The 15,811-nt window shown below is 47.2% G+C and carries 10 protein-coding genes and 4 tRNA genes; 9 read left to right on the forward strand and 5 right to left on the reverse strand.

Features of this window, described 5'->3' with window-relative positions; translation table 11 throughout:
- Positions 1–32 precede the first annotated feature (32 nt).
- The 4 genes from M0413_RS16890 (at position 33) to M0413_RS16905 (ending at position 453) form a co-directional block, all read left to right on the forward strand.
- A tRNA-Lys gene (locus M0413_RS16890) sits at positions 33–108 on the forward strand.
- Between the two features lie 36 nt (positions 109–144).
- Positions 145–235: transfer RNA gene (locus tag M0413_RS16895), tRNA-Lys, on the forward strand.
- A 33-nt stretch (positions 236–268) separates the two neighbouring features.
- Positions 269–344: transfer RNA gene (locus M0413_RS16900), tRNA-Lys, on the forward strand.
- A gap of 33 nt (positions 345–377) precedes the next feature.
- Positions 378–453 (forward strand) — tRNA-Lys (locus tag M0413_RS16905).
- A gap of 274 nt (positions 454–727) precedes the next feature.
- Here the strand turns inward: M0413_RS16905 and M0413_RS16910 are convergent.
- The 3 genes from M0413_RS16910 to acs form a co-directional block, all read right to left on the reverse strand.
- Positions 728–988, reverse strand: coding sequence for a GrxA family glutaredoxin (locus M0413_RS16910; protein WP_011072684.1), 261 nt, complete (start codon positions 986–988; stop codon positions 728–730).
- A gap of 60 nt (positions 989–1,048) precedes the next feature.
- Complete coding sequence (radD, locus tag M0413_RS16915; protein ID WP_249554990.1) at positions 1,049–2,821, reverse strand: DNA repair helicase RadD; 1,773 nt, start codon at positions 2,819–2,821, stop codon at positions 1,049–1,051.
- A gap of 227 nt (positions 2,822–3,048) precedes the next feature.
- Entirely contained in the window at positions 3,049–5,001 is a 1,953-nt protein-coding gene (gene acs, locus M0413_RS16920; protein ID WP_047535065.1) for an acetate--CoA ligase, read from the reverse strand.
- A gap of 175 nt (positions 5,002–5,176) precedes the next feature.
- Here acs and M0413_RS16925 point away from each other — a divergent pair, with 175 nt between their 5' ends.
- Positions 5,177–8,614, forward strand: coding sequence for a hybrid sensor histidine kinase/response regulator (locus M0413_RS16925; protein WP_037427492.1), 3,438 nt, complete (start codon positions 5,177–5,179; stop codon positions 8,612–8,614).
- Between the two features lie 19 nt (positions 8,615–8,633).
- Here the strand turns inward: M0413_RS16925 and bioA are convergent, their stop codons facing one another.
- A complete protein-coding gene (gene bioA / locus M0413_RS16930) occupies positions 8,634–9,992 on the reverse strand; it encodes an adenosylmethionine--8-amino-7-oxononanoate transaminase (RefSeq protein ID WP_249554992.1) in 1,359 nt (452 codons plus the stop codon).
- 122 nt (positions 9,993–10,114) lie between these two features.
- Between bioA and bioB the strand changes: the two genes are divergently transcribed.
- The 4 genes from bioB (at position 10,115) to bioD (ending at position 14,146) form a co-directional block, all read left to right on the forward strand.
- Positions 10,115–11,167, forward strand: coding sequence for a biotin synthase BioB (bioB, locus tag M0413_RS16935; RefSeq protein WP_037427489.1), 1,053 nt, complete (start codon positions 10,115–10,117; stop codon positions 11,165–11,167).
- Positions 11,168–11,266: 99 nt separating this feature from the next.
- Positions 11,267–12,472, forward strand: a complete 1,206-nt coding sequence (locus tag M0413_RS16940) for an aminotransferase class I/II-fold pyridoxal phosphate-dependent enzyme (RefSeq protein WP_249554994.1) — start codon at positions 11,267–11,269, stop codon at positions 12,470–12,472.
- A gap of 96 nt (positions 12,473–12,568) precedes the next feature.
- Positions 12,569–13,396 carry a malonyl-ACP O-methyltransferase BioC gene (gene bioC / locus M0413_RS16945; protein ID WP_249554996.1) on the forward strand — a complete coding sequence of 276 codons (828 nt, stop codon included), beginning with the start codon at positions 12,569–12,571 and terminating at the stop codon, positions 13,394–13,396.
- Positions 13,397–13,450: 54 nt separating this feature from the next.
- On the forward strand, positions 13,451–14,146 hold the full coding sequence (gene bioD, locus M0413_RS16950; protein ID WP_249554998.1) for a dethiobiotin synthase: 696 nt from the start codon (positions 13,451–13,453) through the stop codon (positions 14,144–14,146).
- 82 nt (positions 14,147–14,228) lie between these two features.
- Here the strand turns inward: bioD and M0413_RS16955 are convergent, their stop codons facing one another.
- Positions 14,229–15,197 (reverse strand): DUF3187 family protein, encoded by a 969-nt coding sequence (locus M0413_RS16955; protein WP_249555000.1) that lies wholly within the window; start codon positions 15,195–15,197, stop codon positions 14,229–14,231.
- Between the last annotated feature and the right edge of the window lie 614 nt (positions 15,198–15,811).

Consider the following 15,811-nt stretch of genomic DNA (forward strand, 5'->3'; position numbering starts at 1 on the left):
TTACTGAAGTGTAAAATCAGCGTTCACTAGATGGGTCGTTAGCTCAGTCGGTAGAGCAGTTGGCTTTTAACCAATTGGTCGAAGGTTCGAATCCTTCACGACCCACCACTTTTCTGAAAGTGTAAAATTCAGAATCCAATAGATGGGTCGTTAGCTCAATCGCTTATGTTATAAAGCTAGGGCAGTTGGCTTTTAACCAATCAATCGAATGGTTTAAATCCTTCATGATTCACCACTTACTGAAGTGTAAAATCAGCGTTCACTAGATGGGTCGTTAGCTCAGTCGGTAGAGCAGTTGGCTTTTAACCAATTGGTCGAAGGTTCGAATCCTTCACGACCCACCACTTACTGAAGTGTAAAATCAGCGTTCACTCGATGGGTCGTTAGCTCAGTCGGTAGAGCAGTTGGCTTTTAACCAATTGGTCGAAGGTTCGAATCCTTCACGACCCACCACTCTTTATCTCTCCTAGTAATAATTTTCTTTCGCTACTCATCACTAAAAATCTTAATTAATTTCACTGCATTTTCTAGTTTGCTCATAGACTTATTGTCAGTTTTTCTCACGTGTTAAATGGTATATTGGCTGCAGATAAATAATAACAACTGGGGAAACACAAAATGGAACAAGCAAAATTGAGGTTGCTTTACTCTGCAACATTATTGATGTAACAACTGATGCAAAAGTAAAAAAGGAGACCACAGGTCTCCTTGTTATCTCGTATTAGGGTTAACCTAACAGATTGTTATCACGAACATATTGTTCGAAATCGGTGCAACCACCTACGTGTTTTTCATCAACGAATATCTGGGGCACCGTTTCGACTGGCTTGCCGACAGTCTTCTCGAGATCCGCTTTAGAAATCCCTTCGGCGTGGATATCTACATATCTAAATTTAAAGTCATCACGTTTTTCAACGAGTTGCTCTGACAGTTGTACTGCTCGCACGCAATAAGGACAGCCAGGACGGCCAAAAATAACAACGTACATAATAGCTCCTTAGGATTACTTTAAGCGTTTTATACCATAGCGCTAACCGAATTGATAATGTCAGATGTGTTTATTTTCAGTTTGATAGCGCCCTTGGTAATCGAAATAGCTTTCGAGCAGATCCCAGCCTTTTTTGTGCTTTTTCAGCAGTAACAGATCTGGCATCCGAAAGGCGGCACTATCGGCAATCAGCTCAGACACTTTTTTGTATTGCTTAGGTTTAATGCCTGGCGTGCGACTATGGGGGAAAATAAACAGCGCATACAAGGCACGCCATTGGGCGGGCGTTTGCAGCTTAAAGTGCCGATTAAACTCATTTCCGTCAATGTCTAGATATTGCACCTTAAGATCGCCTGCATCATCCATTAACGTCATATGCTGGCAGCGGAACAGATGATGGTGTTGCTTATTCAATACTTGCTTAAGGCGTTTATCGGGGTCGATTAAGGTCGACTGGCAATGCTGGCAAATACGCGCTGCAATGTCGTTATCTTGTCCGCAATCGGGACAGGATTTAGACCTAAATCGAAAGTCACATTGCTGCTTTTGCCCATGATGCTCGACAATGCCCTGACAGCGACGGCCAAAGTGCTCGATAATATCGCCATCCTTGTCGGTTAATCCCCAAAAGATATTGGCAAACTGGCAGACAGGGCAATGCACTTGTACCGGAACAGATTTGCTATTGGGCTTAGCTTGGCCGACTTCTGGAAAATACAAATCATAGCCATTGGCAGCGTAATCAATCACTAAACAATCTTTTTTACCTTCACAGATCCTAAGGCCTCGGCCAATCATTTGCTGAAACAAACTCACCGATGCGGTGGGGCGTAAAATCGCAATCAAATCCACATGGGGCGCATCGAAGCCAGTGGTTAATACCGCGACGTTGACGAGGAACTTAAGCTCCTTCGCTTTAAAGCGCTCGATAAGCTCATCACGTTCATTATCTGGCGTTTGCGCCGTGACGATTGCTGTTTGCTCCCTGTGATCCTTGTTGAGCTGGCTGACAATTTCTTCAGCATGGCGCACTGTCGCGGCAAAAATAATGATCCCTTGGCGATGATGACTCAGTTCAATCAGTTGCTTCACAATCGCCGTTGTGGCGCGCCCAGCGTGGTTCAGCAGCGCATTAACTTGGGCCTCGGGATATTCGCCATTGTCATTGGGTTTGATTCGGCTGAAGTCATATTGGGCGCTTAAACCATCAAATAAGGTTGGTGAAGTTAAATAGCCTTGTTTAATCAGCGGACGGATGGGGAGCTCGAAAATACATTGCTCGAAGATCCCAAGTTCAGGCGAGCCCACTTTGCCGTGGTAGTGGTGTTTGTAAATCCAGCCAGTGCCCAGTCGATAAGGGGTGGCAGTCAGGCCTAATAATTTGAGCTTTGGATTACGCTGCTGTAAATGAGTTAAGAGCTGCTGATATTGGCTGGTTTTTTCGAGGCTGACTCTGTGGCATTCATCGATAATCACCAGCGAGAAGGGCTCATCGAATTGAGTTAAGGCGCGCGCAGCGGATTGGATACTGGCGACAACGGTTTTGCCGTCAGTCGATTTTTGATTTAGCCCTGCGGAATAAATGCTGGCCTCAGTCGTCAGTAATCCCACCTTTTGTGCGTTTTGGGCAACCAGTTCCTTCACATGGGTTAAAACCAGCACGCGTCCTCTGGCGATGCGGGCAAGCTCGGCAATAACGATACTTTTCCCTGCTCCAGTTGGTAGGACTAACACGGCGGAATCGGTGCTTTTTTTGAAATGCGCGATGGTGGCATCGACGGCTTGTTGCTGATAATCCCTGAGGGTAACGCTTGGGCTGGAATTAACTGACACGCTGCTAGCTATTCTTGGTCGACTGAGTTTAGCGCCAAGCTTAACACAGAACCAAAAAAATGCCCCTTGGTTGGAGGGGCAACTAAGAGAAAGGGGCAATCAGGCACTTTCTCAACAGGGTTTACTTGATTAAAAGGAACACTTGCTAAAACGGACAGGTGTTCAAATGAACAGGAGCTAAAGCCACACTTAACCGTGATAAATCACGATTAAGTGTGGGACAACGATTACTCGTTGCGATTCAAGCGAGTTTCAATCAAGGTTTCAATCACGGCTGGGTCGGCCAGTGTTGATGCATCCCCTAAATTGGTCACTTCGTTCGCGGCAATCTTACGCAGGAAGCGGCGCATGATTTTGCCAGAACGTGTCTTAGGCAATCCTGTTGCCCACTGGATAAGATCCGGTGTAGCTAAGGCGCCAATTTCCTTGCGAACCCATTGGCGCAGCTCTTGGCGAAGTTCTTCGCTTTCTTCTGTGCCGCGGGTTAAGGTCACATAAGCGTAAATACCTTGGCCTTTAATATCATGGGGATAGCCCACAACAGCAGCTTCAGCGACCAGTTCGTGTGACACCAGTGCACTTTCGACTTCGGCGGTACCTAATCGGTGACCTGAGACGTTAATCACGTCGTCCACACGGCCAGTGATCCAGTAATAACCGTCTTCATCGCGGCGAGCGCCGTCACCGGTAAAGTACATGCCACGGAAGGTTTTAAAATAGGTCAGCACGAAACGTTCATGGTCACCATAGACGGTACGCATTTGGCCAGGCCATGAGTCGAGCAGCACTAAGTTACCTTCGGTTGCGCCTTCTAAAATGTTACCCATGTTGTCCACGAGCGCCGGTTGTACCCCAAAGAAAGGACGAGTCGCCGAGCCGGGCTTAGTATCAGTTGCGCCTGGCAGTGGGGTGATCAAAATACCGCCTGTTTCAGTTTGCCACCAAGTATCGACAATCGGGCAATGCTCGTGGCCGATGACCTCGTGGTACCAACGCCAAGCTTCTGGGTTGATGGGTTCGCCTACAGAGCCCATGATGCGCAGTGAGCTGCCATCGTACTTATCAAAATGTTGTTTCCCTTCGGCCATTAGTGCACGAATAAGCGTTGGTGCAGTATAGAGAATATTGACTTTATGGCGGTCAATCATCTCGCCTAAACGCGCAGGGCTCGGGTGGTTAGGAACACCTTCGTGGATGAGCACCGTTGCGCCGTTGGCAAGCGGGCCATATACCATATAGGAGTGACCAGTGATCCAACCCACATCAGCAGTACACCAGTAAATCTCACCGGGTTTGTAATCGAACACATACTCGTGGGTCATGGAGGCATACACCATATAGCCACCAGTAGTGTGCAATACGCCCTTTGGATTACCCGTTGAACCTGAGGTATAGAGTAAGAACAGCGGATCTTCTGCGCCCATTTCTTCGACAGCGCAATGTTCGGATGCGGTTTCAACCAGTGAATGCCACCACACATCGCGACCTTCTACCCAGTCAATCTTGCCGCCAGTGCGTTGAAGCACAATGACTTTCTCAACACTGGTCACATCGGGATGTTTTAACGCATCGTCGATGTTGCGTTTGAGTGGAATGGCGCGGCCACCACGCATACCTTCATCGGAGGTGATGACGATTTTGGATTTACCATCGATAACCCGAGAGGCAATAGAATCGGGTGAGAAACCACCAAAAACAACGGAATGCACGGCACCAATGCGAGCACAGGCCAGCATCGCGACGGCGGCTTCTGGCACCATCGGCATATAAATCGTGACGATATCGCCACGGCGTACGCCTTGGCTGCGTAGCGCGTTGGCAAACTTACATACTTGAGTGTGCAGTTCACCGTAGGTGATTTTGCGTTGTTCGTTGGCGTTATCGCCTTCCCAAATAATGGCGACGCGGTCGCTGTGCTCCGCCAAATGGCGATCTAGACAGTTTGCCGAGGCGTTTAGGGTGCCGTCATAGAACCAGTTAATCGATAAATTATGATCGTCAAAAGTGGTTTTTTTGATTTTAGTGTATGGCTTTATCCAATCGATACGTTTGCCGTGCTCTCTCCAGAACCCCTCTGGATTGACAATCGACTCTTGGTACATTGTTTTATATTGATCGTTATTTACAAGTGCATTGGCAGCGATATTGCCGGAGACTTTGTAGAGAGACTGCGAGCTCATAGGGCTTCCCTTTCGAAAAATTGCGTGGTCTGAGTATGGTATGCAAGAGGGAGTCAACTCCATTAGACCTTGGTCTAGTTTTAAAATTTCCTTTATATTTAGGCTGTTGCACTCGAAAATCTGGCTAGATTTCAGCCATTATTTATCGCACAATAATGGAAAAAAGAGCAAAAATATGAATCTCACCTTAGTCGTCGCCGTTATTGCTATTTGTTATGTATCACTTTTATTCCTTTTAGCCTGGGGGGCGGAGCGCTGGTTTAGCGGCGTGACCAAGAAGCTGCAAGTGGTCATTTATGGCTTAAGCTTGGCGGTTTATTGTTCTTCTTGGAGTTTTTTAGGCACGGTTGGACAGTCGGCTAAGGATTTTTGGTCGTTCATTCCGATTTTTATCGGCCCAATTCTTATCTTCACCTTAGGGTTTGGCATGTTGCGCAAGATGGTCCTCGTGTCCAAGGCGCAAAATATTACCTCGGTCGCCGACTTTATTGCCGCCCGTTACGGTAAGTCACAAACCTTGGCGGCCATTGTTACCCTCATCGCGCTATTTGGCATCATGCCTTATATTGCGCTGCAACTTAAGGCGATGGTGTTCAGCCTTAATCTATTTCAACCCGCGGATGACCCCTTAAATGGCATTATGATTGCGCTACTGATCACCGCGCTGTTAGCCATATTTGCTATTCTTTTTGGCACTCGTAAGCTCGATGCTACCGAGCATAATCCCGGGATGATGCTGGCTATCGCGTTCGAATCCTTAGTGAAACTCGCAGCATTTTTGCTGGTGGGGATGGTGATTAGCTTTGGCGTATTTGACGGATTTGGCGATATTTGGCAGCAGGCGAGTGATAAAGCGTTAATTCATCACCCAAACCCCCGTATTGAAACCTTGATGCCTGAACTGCTTGTCGGCATGGCGGCATTTTTGTGTATGCCGCGCCAATTCCATGTGATGGTGGTGGAATGTGCCGATGAGTCGGTTCTTTCTAAGGGACGTTGGTTGTTTCCGCTGTATTTGGCCTTATTTGGTCTATTTGTCGGGCCACTGGCATTAGCGGGTAAATTGATCTTGGGCGATAGCGTTGCCGCTGATACCTATGTGATTAATTTACCGCTTGCGTTAGATCATCCACTGCTGGCGGTGATTGCGCTGTTAGGCACCTTATCTGCGGCGACGGGGATGGTGATTGTGGCCGTGGTGACAATCAGTGTTATGGTGAGTAACGAATGGCTCGTCCCTGTGATGTTACGAACTGGCAATATCCGCGAGAAAAACTTCAGCCAGTTTTCGCAGATGCTATTAAATGCCCGCCGCCTCGCGATTATCATCATCCTTGGGTTGGGTTACGGCAGTTATCTGGCGCTGGCTGATAGCGACTCGCTATCGCATCTGGGGATGCTGTCCTTTGGTGCTTTTGCCCAACTTGCACCCGCGTTAGTGGGTGGACTTTACTGGAAACACGGCAATCGTGCAGGGGTGTTTTTAGGACTCAGTGTGGGTTTTAGCTTGTGGTTTTACATCATGCTCAGTGGCATGACGGGTAACCAAAGCCCAGCGACATTAATGTCTAGTAATTTCGACCTATTAGATGCTATTACACCGAATGTGCGTGATGCGCTTACGGCGTTATTTGCCAATATTGCCTGTTATGTGTTGGGCTCGATTTGGTTCAGGGCCGGGGTGGCCGAGCGTATTCAGGCCAGTGCTTTTGTCAGCCCTGGTAAGCTTAAAAATAATGCCAATAAGAAAAGCGGCCCTATCTCGCAGCAGGATTTATTGATTTTAGCTAGCCGCTTTGTGAGTCCAACCCGTGCCTATGAAAGTTTTAGTCGATTCTCTACCGAAGCGGTTAAAAGTGACAGTTGGCATAAGGCCGCGACTCCTGAACTGATTGCCCATACCGAGCGTTTACTCGCTGGCGTGCTCGGCGCTTCAAGTGCTTCTTTAGTTATGGATTCGGTTTTACAAGGTCGTGACTTGGCCTTAGATGAAGTCTTTAGCCTTGTGGATGAAGCCTCATCCAAAATTATGCTCAGTCAAGATATGCTGCGTGGTGCTATCGAGCATGCCTACGAAGGGATGAGCGTGATTGACAGTGACCTTAACTTGGTTGCATGGAACTACAAATATGTCGAGTTATATCAATATCCTGAAGGCTTTTTACAGCAGGGTATGCCTATCAGTGAAGTGATCCGCTTTAATGCCGCCAGAGGTTATTGTGGTGATGGCGATATAGAGCAACAGGTTGAAAAACGTGTGCAGCATATGCGTAATGGCACGCCGCATACTTCAGAGCGGCAACGTAAAGACGGTAAAGTGATTAAAATTCAAGGTAATCCCATGCCCGATGGTGGTTTTGTGATGACCTTTACCGACATTACCCAATATCGTGAGCAAGAACGGGCGTTGCTCGAAGCCAATGAAACGCTCGAGTCGCGTGTTAAAGAACGTACCTACGAATTAGCTCTGCTAAATAGTGAGTTACTTGAGGCCAAAGCACAGGAAGAAATGGCTAACGCCTCTAAGAGTCGCTTTTTAGCGGCGGTGGGGCACGATTTAATGCAGCCACTGAATGCGGCAAGATTGTTTACTGCGTCGTTATCCCAATACCCTAATTTGGATCGCGAGGCACGCACCACCTTATCCCATGTGAATAGCTCGCTTAAAACCGCCGGCGAGTTGCTCACCGACTTATTGGATATTTCTAAGTTGGATTCCGGCATGGTCGAAGTGAACCGCCGTGACTTTGCTATATCTGAGCTACTTAATGGTCTGTCGGTCGAATTTGAGGCGATGGCGGCGGACAATCAAATTCGCTTTAAGATGATCCCCTGCAGCGCGACGGTGAATTCTGATCCTTCTTTGCTCAGGCGTGTGCTGCAAAACTTTTTAACCAATGCCTACCGTTATGCCCGCGGAGGGCGAGTACTGTTTGGATGCCGTCATCGCGGCAGCGAATTGGAGATCCAAGTGCTCGATACGGGCTGTGGTATTGATGAGCATGAAACTCATGAAATATTTAAAGAATTTAAACGCTTAAATAATCCACGTAGTAAAAGTGTCAGCGGTTTAGGGTTAGGGTTGGCGATTGCCGATAGGATAAGCCGGGTACTTAATCACAGTATTCAGGTGTCTTCGCAATTGGGGCGTGGCTCGGTGTTTTCCATTACGGTTCCCTTAGGGGAAACCGTGCGTCAGCCGCAGGTCAAGGCATTGCCATCGTTATTACAACCGTTATCAGGGATTAAAGTATTGTGTATCGACAATGAGGAGGCGATTCTTGCGGGGCTTGAGAGCTTACTCAGTCGTTGGCAATGCGAGGTGATTTGTGCCAAAGACTTAGCCGATGCGCGGATTAAATTAGGCCTTAAAGGCGTGGCGCCCGATATCGTGTTAGCGGATTTCCACTTAGATGATGGTCAAAACGGTGTTGATGCGATGGATGGGATCCGCGCACTCTATGGCAAAGAGTTACCGGGCATTTTAATCACAGCGAACACTCGCAAAGAGCTGGTGGAAGATGTGCAGCGCCGCGGTTATCACTATATGGCCAAAATGATTAAACCGGCGGCGCTGCGGGCATTGATATCAAGCCTGGTCAAGAAGGCTTAATAACTTGCAGCCATGGCGATTAGCCATGGCTGATGCAGATGTTTTGGCCTCGACTTGCGTCATCCGAAGTGGTTTTCGGTGGTGTAATGGTGGCCGCGACTTGCTTCATCGCCTGAGTCAGCTGTGTGAGCTGAGCAGGGCTTATCACATAGGGCGGCATAATATAAATCAGGTTGGCAAAGGGTCTAACCCATACGCCTAGGTCGACAAATTGCTGCTGCAGCGCCGCGGTATTCACCGCTTGGTGCATTTCGAGCACGCCGACCGCGCCGAGCACGCGCACCTCTTTCACGCTGGGAATATCGATGGCATCGGCAAGCTCGCGCTGCATTTGCTGCTCGATGGCAGCAACCTGTGCAGGCCACTCCTGCTGATTGATCAAATCTAAGCTGGCGCAGGCGGCGGCGCAGGCGAGGGGATTACCCATAAATGTCGGGCCATGCATAAAGACGCCTGCGGGCGATTGGCTAATGCCTTGGGCGACGTTATCCGTGCACAAGGTGGCGGCAAGGCTAATATAACCACCCGTTAATGCTTTGCCTAGGCAGAGGATATCCGGCGTGATGTCGGCATGTTCATAGGCAAATAATTTACCGGTTCGGCCAAAACCCGTGGCGATTTCATCGAGGATAAGCAGCACATGATATTCATCACACAGGGCACGCAGACCACGTAAATATTCGCTACTGTAGAAGCGCATGCCCCCTGCGCCCTGCATAATCGGTTCGATAATCACGGCGGCAATGTCTTGATGTTGTTCGCGTAAAATGCGCTGCATGGGTGCTAAATCGTCTTGGTGTAACGATTCTCCAAAGGGCGTTTGCGGCGCATCGACAAAACACTGTTTAGTGACTGCTTCACCAAACATGGTATGCATGCCACCTTCGGGATCGCAGACACTCATGGCAGCAAAGGTATCGCCATGGTAGCCCTTCTTCACGGTAAGGATGCGCTGTTTTTGGGCTTTTTGCGCTAAAGGCAAATCTTGCCCCTGCCAATATTGCAGCGCCATTTTGATGGCAACCTCAACGGCAATTGAGCCTGAGTCGCACAGAAAGACTTTAGTGAGGGGCTCGCAGGTCATCGCCAGCAGTTTTTTGCAGAGTGTAATGGCGGGTTCATGGGTAATGCCACCAAACATGACATGGCTGAGTTGGTGCAATTGCTGCTCCATCGCCGTTAATATTGCCGGATGACCATAGCCATGCACGCAGGCCCACCAAGAGCTGGTGCCATCAATAAGTTTACGGCCATCGACCAATTCCAGCTCGCAGCCTTGGGCACTGTGTACCCCAAAAACAGGAAGTGCGCGAGTCATAGAGGTATAAGGGTGCCAAATATGGGCGCTATCAAAATCCAAGTCGAGTAAATTGCGCATAAAAGCTCACAGTGTTGATTGAAAACTAATCAGTGGTAAACCTGTATCACTGGTTGGCGTTGACAGTTTAAGGGCTGAGGTTATCCTAGCCAAGGTAAAATACAAAAATAAAAGGGTGTTCAATGTCGCAGTTGCAAGTTCGTCATGATTGGAAGCGGGAAGAAATCGAAGCCTTATTTGCGCTGCCGATGAATGACTTATTATTTAAAGCCCACAGTATCCACCGTGAAGTGTACGATCCTAACGAAGTGCAGATCAGCCGCTTACTGTCGATTAAAACCGGTGCTTGTCCTGAGGATTGTAAATATTGTCCTCAGAGTGCGCGTTACGACACAGGCCTTGAAAAAGAGCGTCTATTAGCGATGGAAACCGTGCTCACCGAAGCGCGCAGTGCCAAAGCCGCGGGGGCTTCGCGTTTCTGTATGGGCGCCGCCTGGCGTAACCCGAAAGATAAAGACATGCCATACCTTAAGCAAATGGTGCAAGAGGTGAAAGCCCTCGGCATGGAAACCTGCATGACCTTAGGGATGTTAAGCGCCGAGCAAGCCAACGAGTTGGCCGATGCGGGCCTTGATTATTACAACCACAATTTAGATACCTCGCCTGAATATTACGGCGATGTGATCACCACCCGTACCTATCAAAACCGCTTAGATACCTTAAGCCATGTGCGCGCATCGGGCATGAAAGTTTGCTCTGGCGGCATTGTCGGCATGGGCGAAAAGGCCACAGACCGAGCGGGTTTATTACAACAACTGGCGAATTTACCCCAGCATCCGGATTCTGTGCCGATCAATATGCTAGTCAAAGTGGCCGGTACTCCCTTCGAAAAACTCGATGATTTAGATCCGCTGGAGTTTGTCCGTACCATCGCCGTGGCGCGTATTTTAATGCCTAAGTCCCGTGTGCGTTTATCGGCGGGCCGTGAAAACATGACTGACGAGCTGCAGGCTATGTGTTTCTTTGCAGGTGCTAACTCGATTTTCTACGGCTGCAAGTTACTGACCACGCCAAACCCTGAAGAAAGTGACGATATGGGGCTGTTTCGCCGTCTGGGCTTACGTCCTGAGCAGGGCGCAGCCGCGACTATCGATGATGAGCAAGCTGTATTAGCTAAAGCTGCGGCTCACCAAGATAAAGCTGCGTCTCAGTTTTATGATGCGGCTGCGCTATAGACACAGTGTATAAATGCGCTTCGTTAAGCGTTGGAGCGCTTTACCTTCTAAAGGATTTATGGCGCTTACGTTTAGCAAGAAAATCCTGAGCAAGAGAATATGAGTTCACCACTCGCGTCAAAACTGGGTTCAAAAATCCGCGCCCGTCAGCAAGCCTTAGCAGAGCAAGGTTTGCTAAGGCAGCGTCAAGCATTATCAACCGATGCCGTGCTAAGTCACGCTGAGCCGCAGTTTTGCTTTGAGGGGCAAACTTATCTTAACTTCAGTAGTAACGACTACTTAGGGCTTTGCCGTGCGCCCGAATTAATTGCGGCGCTACACCGCGGTGCACAGCAATATGGTGTCGGCAGCGGGGCATCGCCACTGGTGACGGGCTACAATGAGGCGCATTTAGCGCTGGAAACTAAGCTGTGCCAGATAACCGGATTTGAGGCAGCGCTACTCTTTAGCTCAGGGTTTAGCGCTAATAGTACGCTCTGTAAAACCCTGTTCGATAAGCAAGATGTTGTGCTGGCGGATAAGCTGGTCCATGCGTCGATTATCGATGGTTTACGCGATAGTGGTGCCGATTTTAAACGCTTTTTGCACAACTCAACTGAGAGTGCGGAGCGGCTGTTAGCCAAAAACACGGTTTCAGCGCTGATCACTGAAAGTGTATTTAGCATGGATGGTGATATTGCGCCGATTAAGGCCTTATCTAGCCTTTGCCGCGCGCATAATGTGTGGTTGATTGTCGATGATGCCCATGGCTTTGGCGTGTCCGATATTTTTAATCAGCCAGCAGCCAACCTTATCGATATCCAGATAGTGACTTTTGGCAAGGCATTAGGCTGTCAAGGCGCAGCAATTCTGGGTAGTCGAGAGTTGATTGCGTTTTTAGTGAGTAATGCGCGGGAATATATTTATTCCACTGCACTGTCACCGGCCAATGCTGCGCTAGCTTTGGCCGCAGTTGAACACTGTGAAGCTCATCCTGAACTTAGGCAAAAGTTGCAGCGTAATATCTCGCTGTTCAAACAATTATGCCAAGATGCTGATATTCCACTTCTTGGTAGTGACACCCCGATTCAACCTTTGATCATTGGCGATGCCGAGCAAACCTTATTGGTTGCGCAAAAGCTAAAAGCCATGGGGATTTGGGTTGGGGCAATTCGTCCGCCAACCGTGCCCGTAGGCTCAGCAAGATTACGTATTACCTTAAGTGCATCCCATAGCGAGGCGGCAATTCGCCGCTGCGTTAACGGCATTGCGCAAGTGCTGGCCGAAGTTGCACTACCTAGGGTATCTGAGCGTCCTGCGCGATAAGCTAATGTTCCCGGTACTGCTTATGGCCGACGATTCGATGGCTAAATTTTAGAGTTGAAAGATCAGAGTTTGATTTAAAAGTGAGAATAACCAAAGATGTCCATGCCGCTTGGCGTTAGCCTTAATCCCCATGAGCCCGCAGATCAGCTCTCGCATATTGCCGAGCGGTTTTCAGCAGCAGCCAAGAGCTATCAAGAACATAACTGTTTGCAGCGTTTAAGCGGTGCGAGTTTGTTGCAGGGATTTGTTGCCAAGGGCGCAATTCTTGATATTGGCGCAGGGCCGGGAACCAATTTTGATCATAATGCCACAGGCACAGATATTAGAGTTTATGCACTCGATATCGCTTTGGGCATGCTGCAACAACTTCAAGCGACTTTCCCTAGCTACCTATGCGTGTGCGGTAATGCCGAGCAATTACCCTTTGCCGATGCGTGCATCGATAATATTTACTCCAATTTGGCCCTGCAGTGGTGTCATGACTTTTCGGCTGCAACCAGCGAAATGGCCAGAGTCTTAACATCGGGTGGAGAAGCGCATTTGAGTATCGTGGCGGCAGGTAGCCTGACTCAGTTATCTAATCTTGGTTTGAGGGTCAACAGTTTCTTATCTCTTGAAAGCTTACAAGCGGCATTTGACGACACAGATTGGCAATTTCTTGATGTGAAGCTCATGCCAATGACCGTCTATTTTCAAGATCTTAAAGCCTTACTCTATTCCATTAAAGGCGTGGGCGCATCGGTGCAATCCTCAGTACAGAGCCTAACTTCTTCTGAATCCGATGCCCATTTTGGTAAATTGCGTGGCCGCCACGATTGGCAGGCTTTACAACAACGAGCAGAGCAATTTCGTGAGGCACAGGGCTTGCCTTTAACCTATCAGATCGCCCAATTTCGTGTGCGTCGCCAAGGCGGCTCGGTATAAATCTCTAGCAACGGTTTGGCGCATAGTTGGCCAACAGATTAACAGGTAAAAGGCATGTTTTTTGTAACAGGAACAGATACCGATAGCGGTAAAACCTTAGTATCGACTGCACTCTTGACCGCATTCAATCGTGACGTTCTGTGCGCAGGGTCTTCGCGCTTAAGTCTTGGGGTGAAGCCTGTTGCCTCAGGCTGTGAAATCACTGAAAAGGGTTTGTGTAACAGTGATGCATTAAAACTGATGTCGGCTTCATCCCTTAAACTGAGCTATGAGCAGGTGAATCCGATTAGTTTTGAACCTGCGATTGCACCGCATATTGCAGCAAAACAGCAGAGAGTTAATTTATTCCCCGAGGCGATTTTAGCTAAGTTGGATAGACAGGCGTGGGCACAAGCTGATTTTTGTTTGATCGAAGGAGCGGGCGGTTGGCGTTTGCCTTTAGGGGAAGGGCGCTACTTATCTGAGTTGGTACAACAGCTTAATTTACCCGTCATTCTTGTGGTGGGAATGAAACTCGGTTGTCTAAATCATGCGTTATTAACTCAAGAAGCGATATTAGCCGATGGCTTAACGGTCGCAGGTTGGGTGGCAAACTGTGTCGATCCCAATATGAGTGTGTTCGATGAAAACTTAGCGTCGCTTAAAGAGATGATGGTATCGCCTTTTCTCGGGTGTATTCCACATCTTAAGCAGGCGGATGCGGAGCATGCCGCCAATTTTATGAATATTCAGCCCTTATTGATGAAATAAGCTTATTCAAATAATAAGTTTGATATCAAAACAGAGGCAATATCGCCTCTGTTTTTGTTGGCATAGTTTTAAAATATTGTGATTATAACTTAACGCGATAGCCAATATTAAAGGCAATATCGGTGCTGTTATCCATATTGAAATAGTTTTCAACAATAGAAAACTCTATTGCACTGGTATCTAAATAGTAACGGTAGCCGAGTAATATTTCGTTAGAGGCTTTTGAAAAATCATTTTCGGTTTCGAGTAAGCCCTGATAGTGATGTAATTCAAGCAACCAGCCATGGCGGCCCGTTAAATATTCATAACCGAGATTGACGGAATAAGCATGATTATCGTAGCTTATCCCCGAAAGAACCTCATTACCCTGCCTAAAACTAACAGCTGCGGTAGAATGAATATGATGTTTTTCATAACGAAAGCTGTAATTAAGCTGTAACGCTTGTTCAAAGCTTTCATCTTCAAAGGGGCCTGAGTCGACATAGTTATAATATAGGCTGCCTCCTAAAGATAAGCCCTGATATTGGTTTTCAAACAATTGGTAGCCAACATAAAGTATGACGACATTATTGAGGTTTTCGCCTGAGATATTTTGCTGATTAACGCCATCTTTAGAAAATATTTGATTTTGATGTTTAGCGGCATCTTCACGACCATTTTGACTAAAACCAAATGCATCATGAAACCACATAGTTACTGAGTCTAAGTGATTATCGCCACTAAAACGCCAGTGATAACTGGTATCTATCATCCATTTATCATTGACTTGCCAAGTCAGTCCTCCTTCAAGGGTGTTGTGATAGTAATCGGCAAAATAGTCATCGGTTTCAGCCCAAACACTGGCTGCACTTGCGGATAAGTGCAGCTCTTTTTGACCTTCAGGTAACGAAAACCCTGATCTTAACATCGGTGTTAAACTGCCTGCTTGGGCCGGTGATTGCGCATAGCTGCGTAAAGGACCATAGTCACTAAAATCGACGGCAGTTGCCAAGACATTCTGGGTAAACAGTAACGAAAGCGTGAGAACTGATTTCAAGTGTGAAAATGGCATAGCATAAATATCCGTCTAGATGATGAGTCAGCTAGATTTGATAGGTTGAAGAAACTTAGCATTATCAAGCGAGATTAATGGAGAATATTAAGATGAATGTTAATCTTTATCGCCATATTAGCATCTTGTTTACATGTTAAATCAGCAAATAGCTGAGTAATACTAAGGCTAGCCAAAATGCTCGCCCAATCATTGGTAATAAATAATATAAGATAAGTAACGTACTTGTAATTAACAATATTGTCGTTGGCTTACGAAAATACGCAGCATTTAATGTAGGTAACTTCATTTTTTCTCTAACATATTGATGATGCGAAAAATAACTAAACACTGAATAGGATGAGCACAATAGGTAGATATCTTATAAAAACGTAGCTTGTGTGAATATTCAGTTTTTTTGAGAGGCTAATATAACGCCGTAGGATTGGGGTGTAAATGTTATGAGACGCTAAATAGGATTCAAAAACTGGAACTGAAAATCCCTATTTTTGTTAGAGAAAAATAATCCTACTTATTCCGAAAAATACTGTGATAAGTCATCGGGAATATTAAACTGCTTAACTGTAAGGTTATTAATATGAGTGTGGAAATATTGATTTTACCCATAAAAAACG

It is taken from the genome of Shewanella sp. 8A (genome assembly GCF_023475945.1).
Lineage (GTDB): Bacteria > Pseudomonadota > Gammaproteobacteria > Enterobacterales > Shewanellaceae > Shewanella > Shewanella xiamenensis.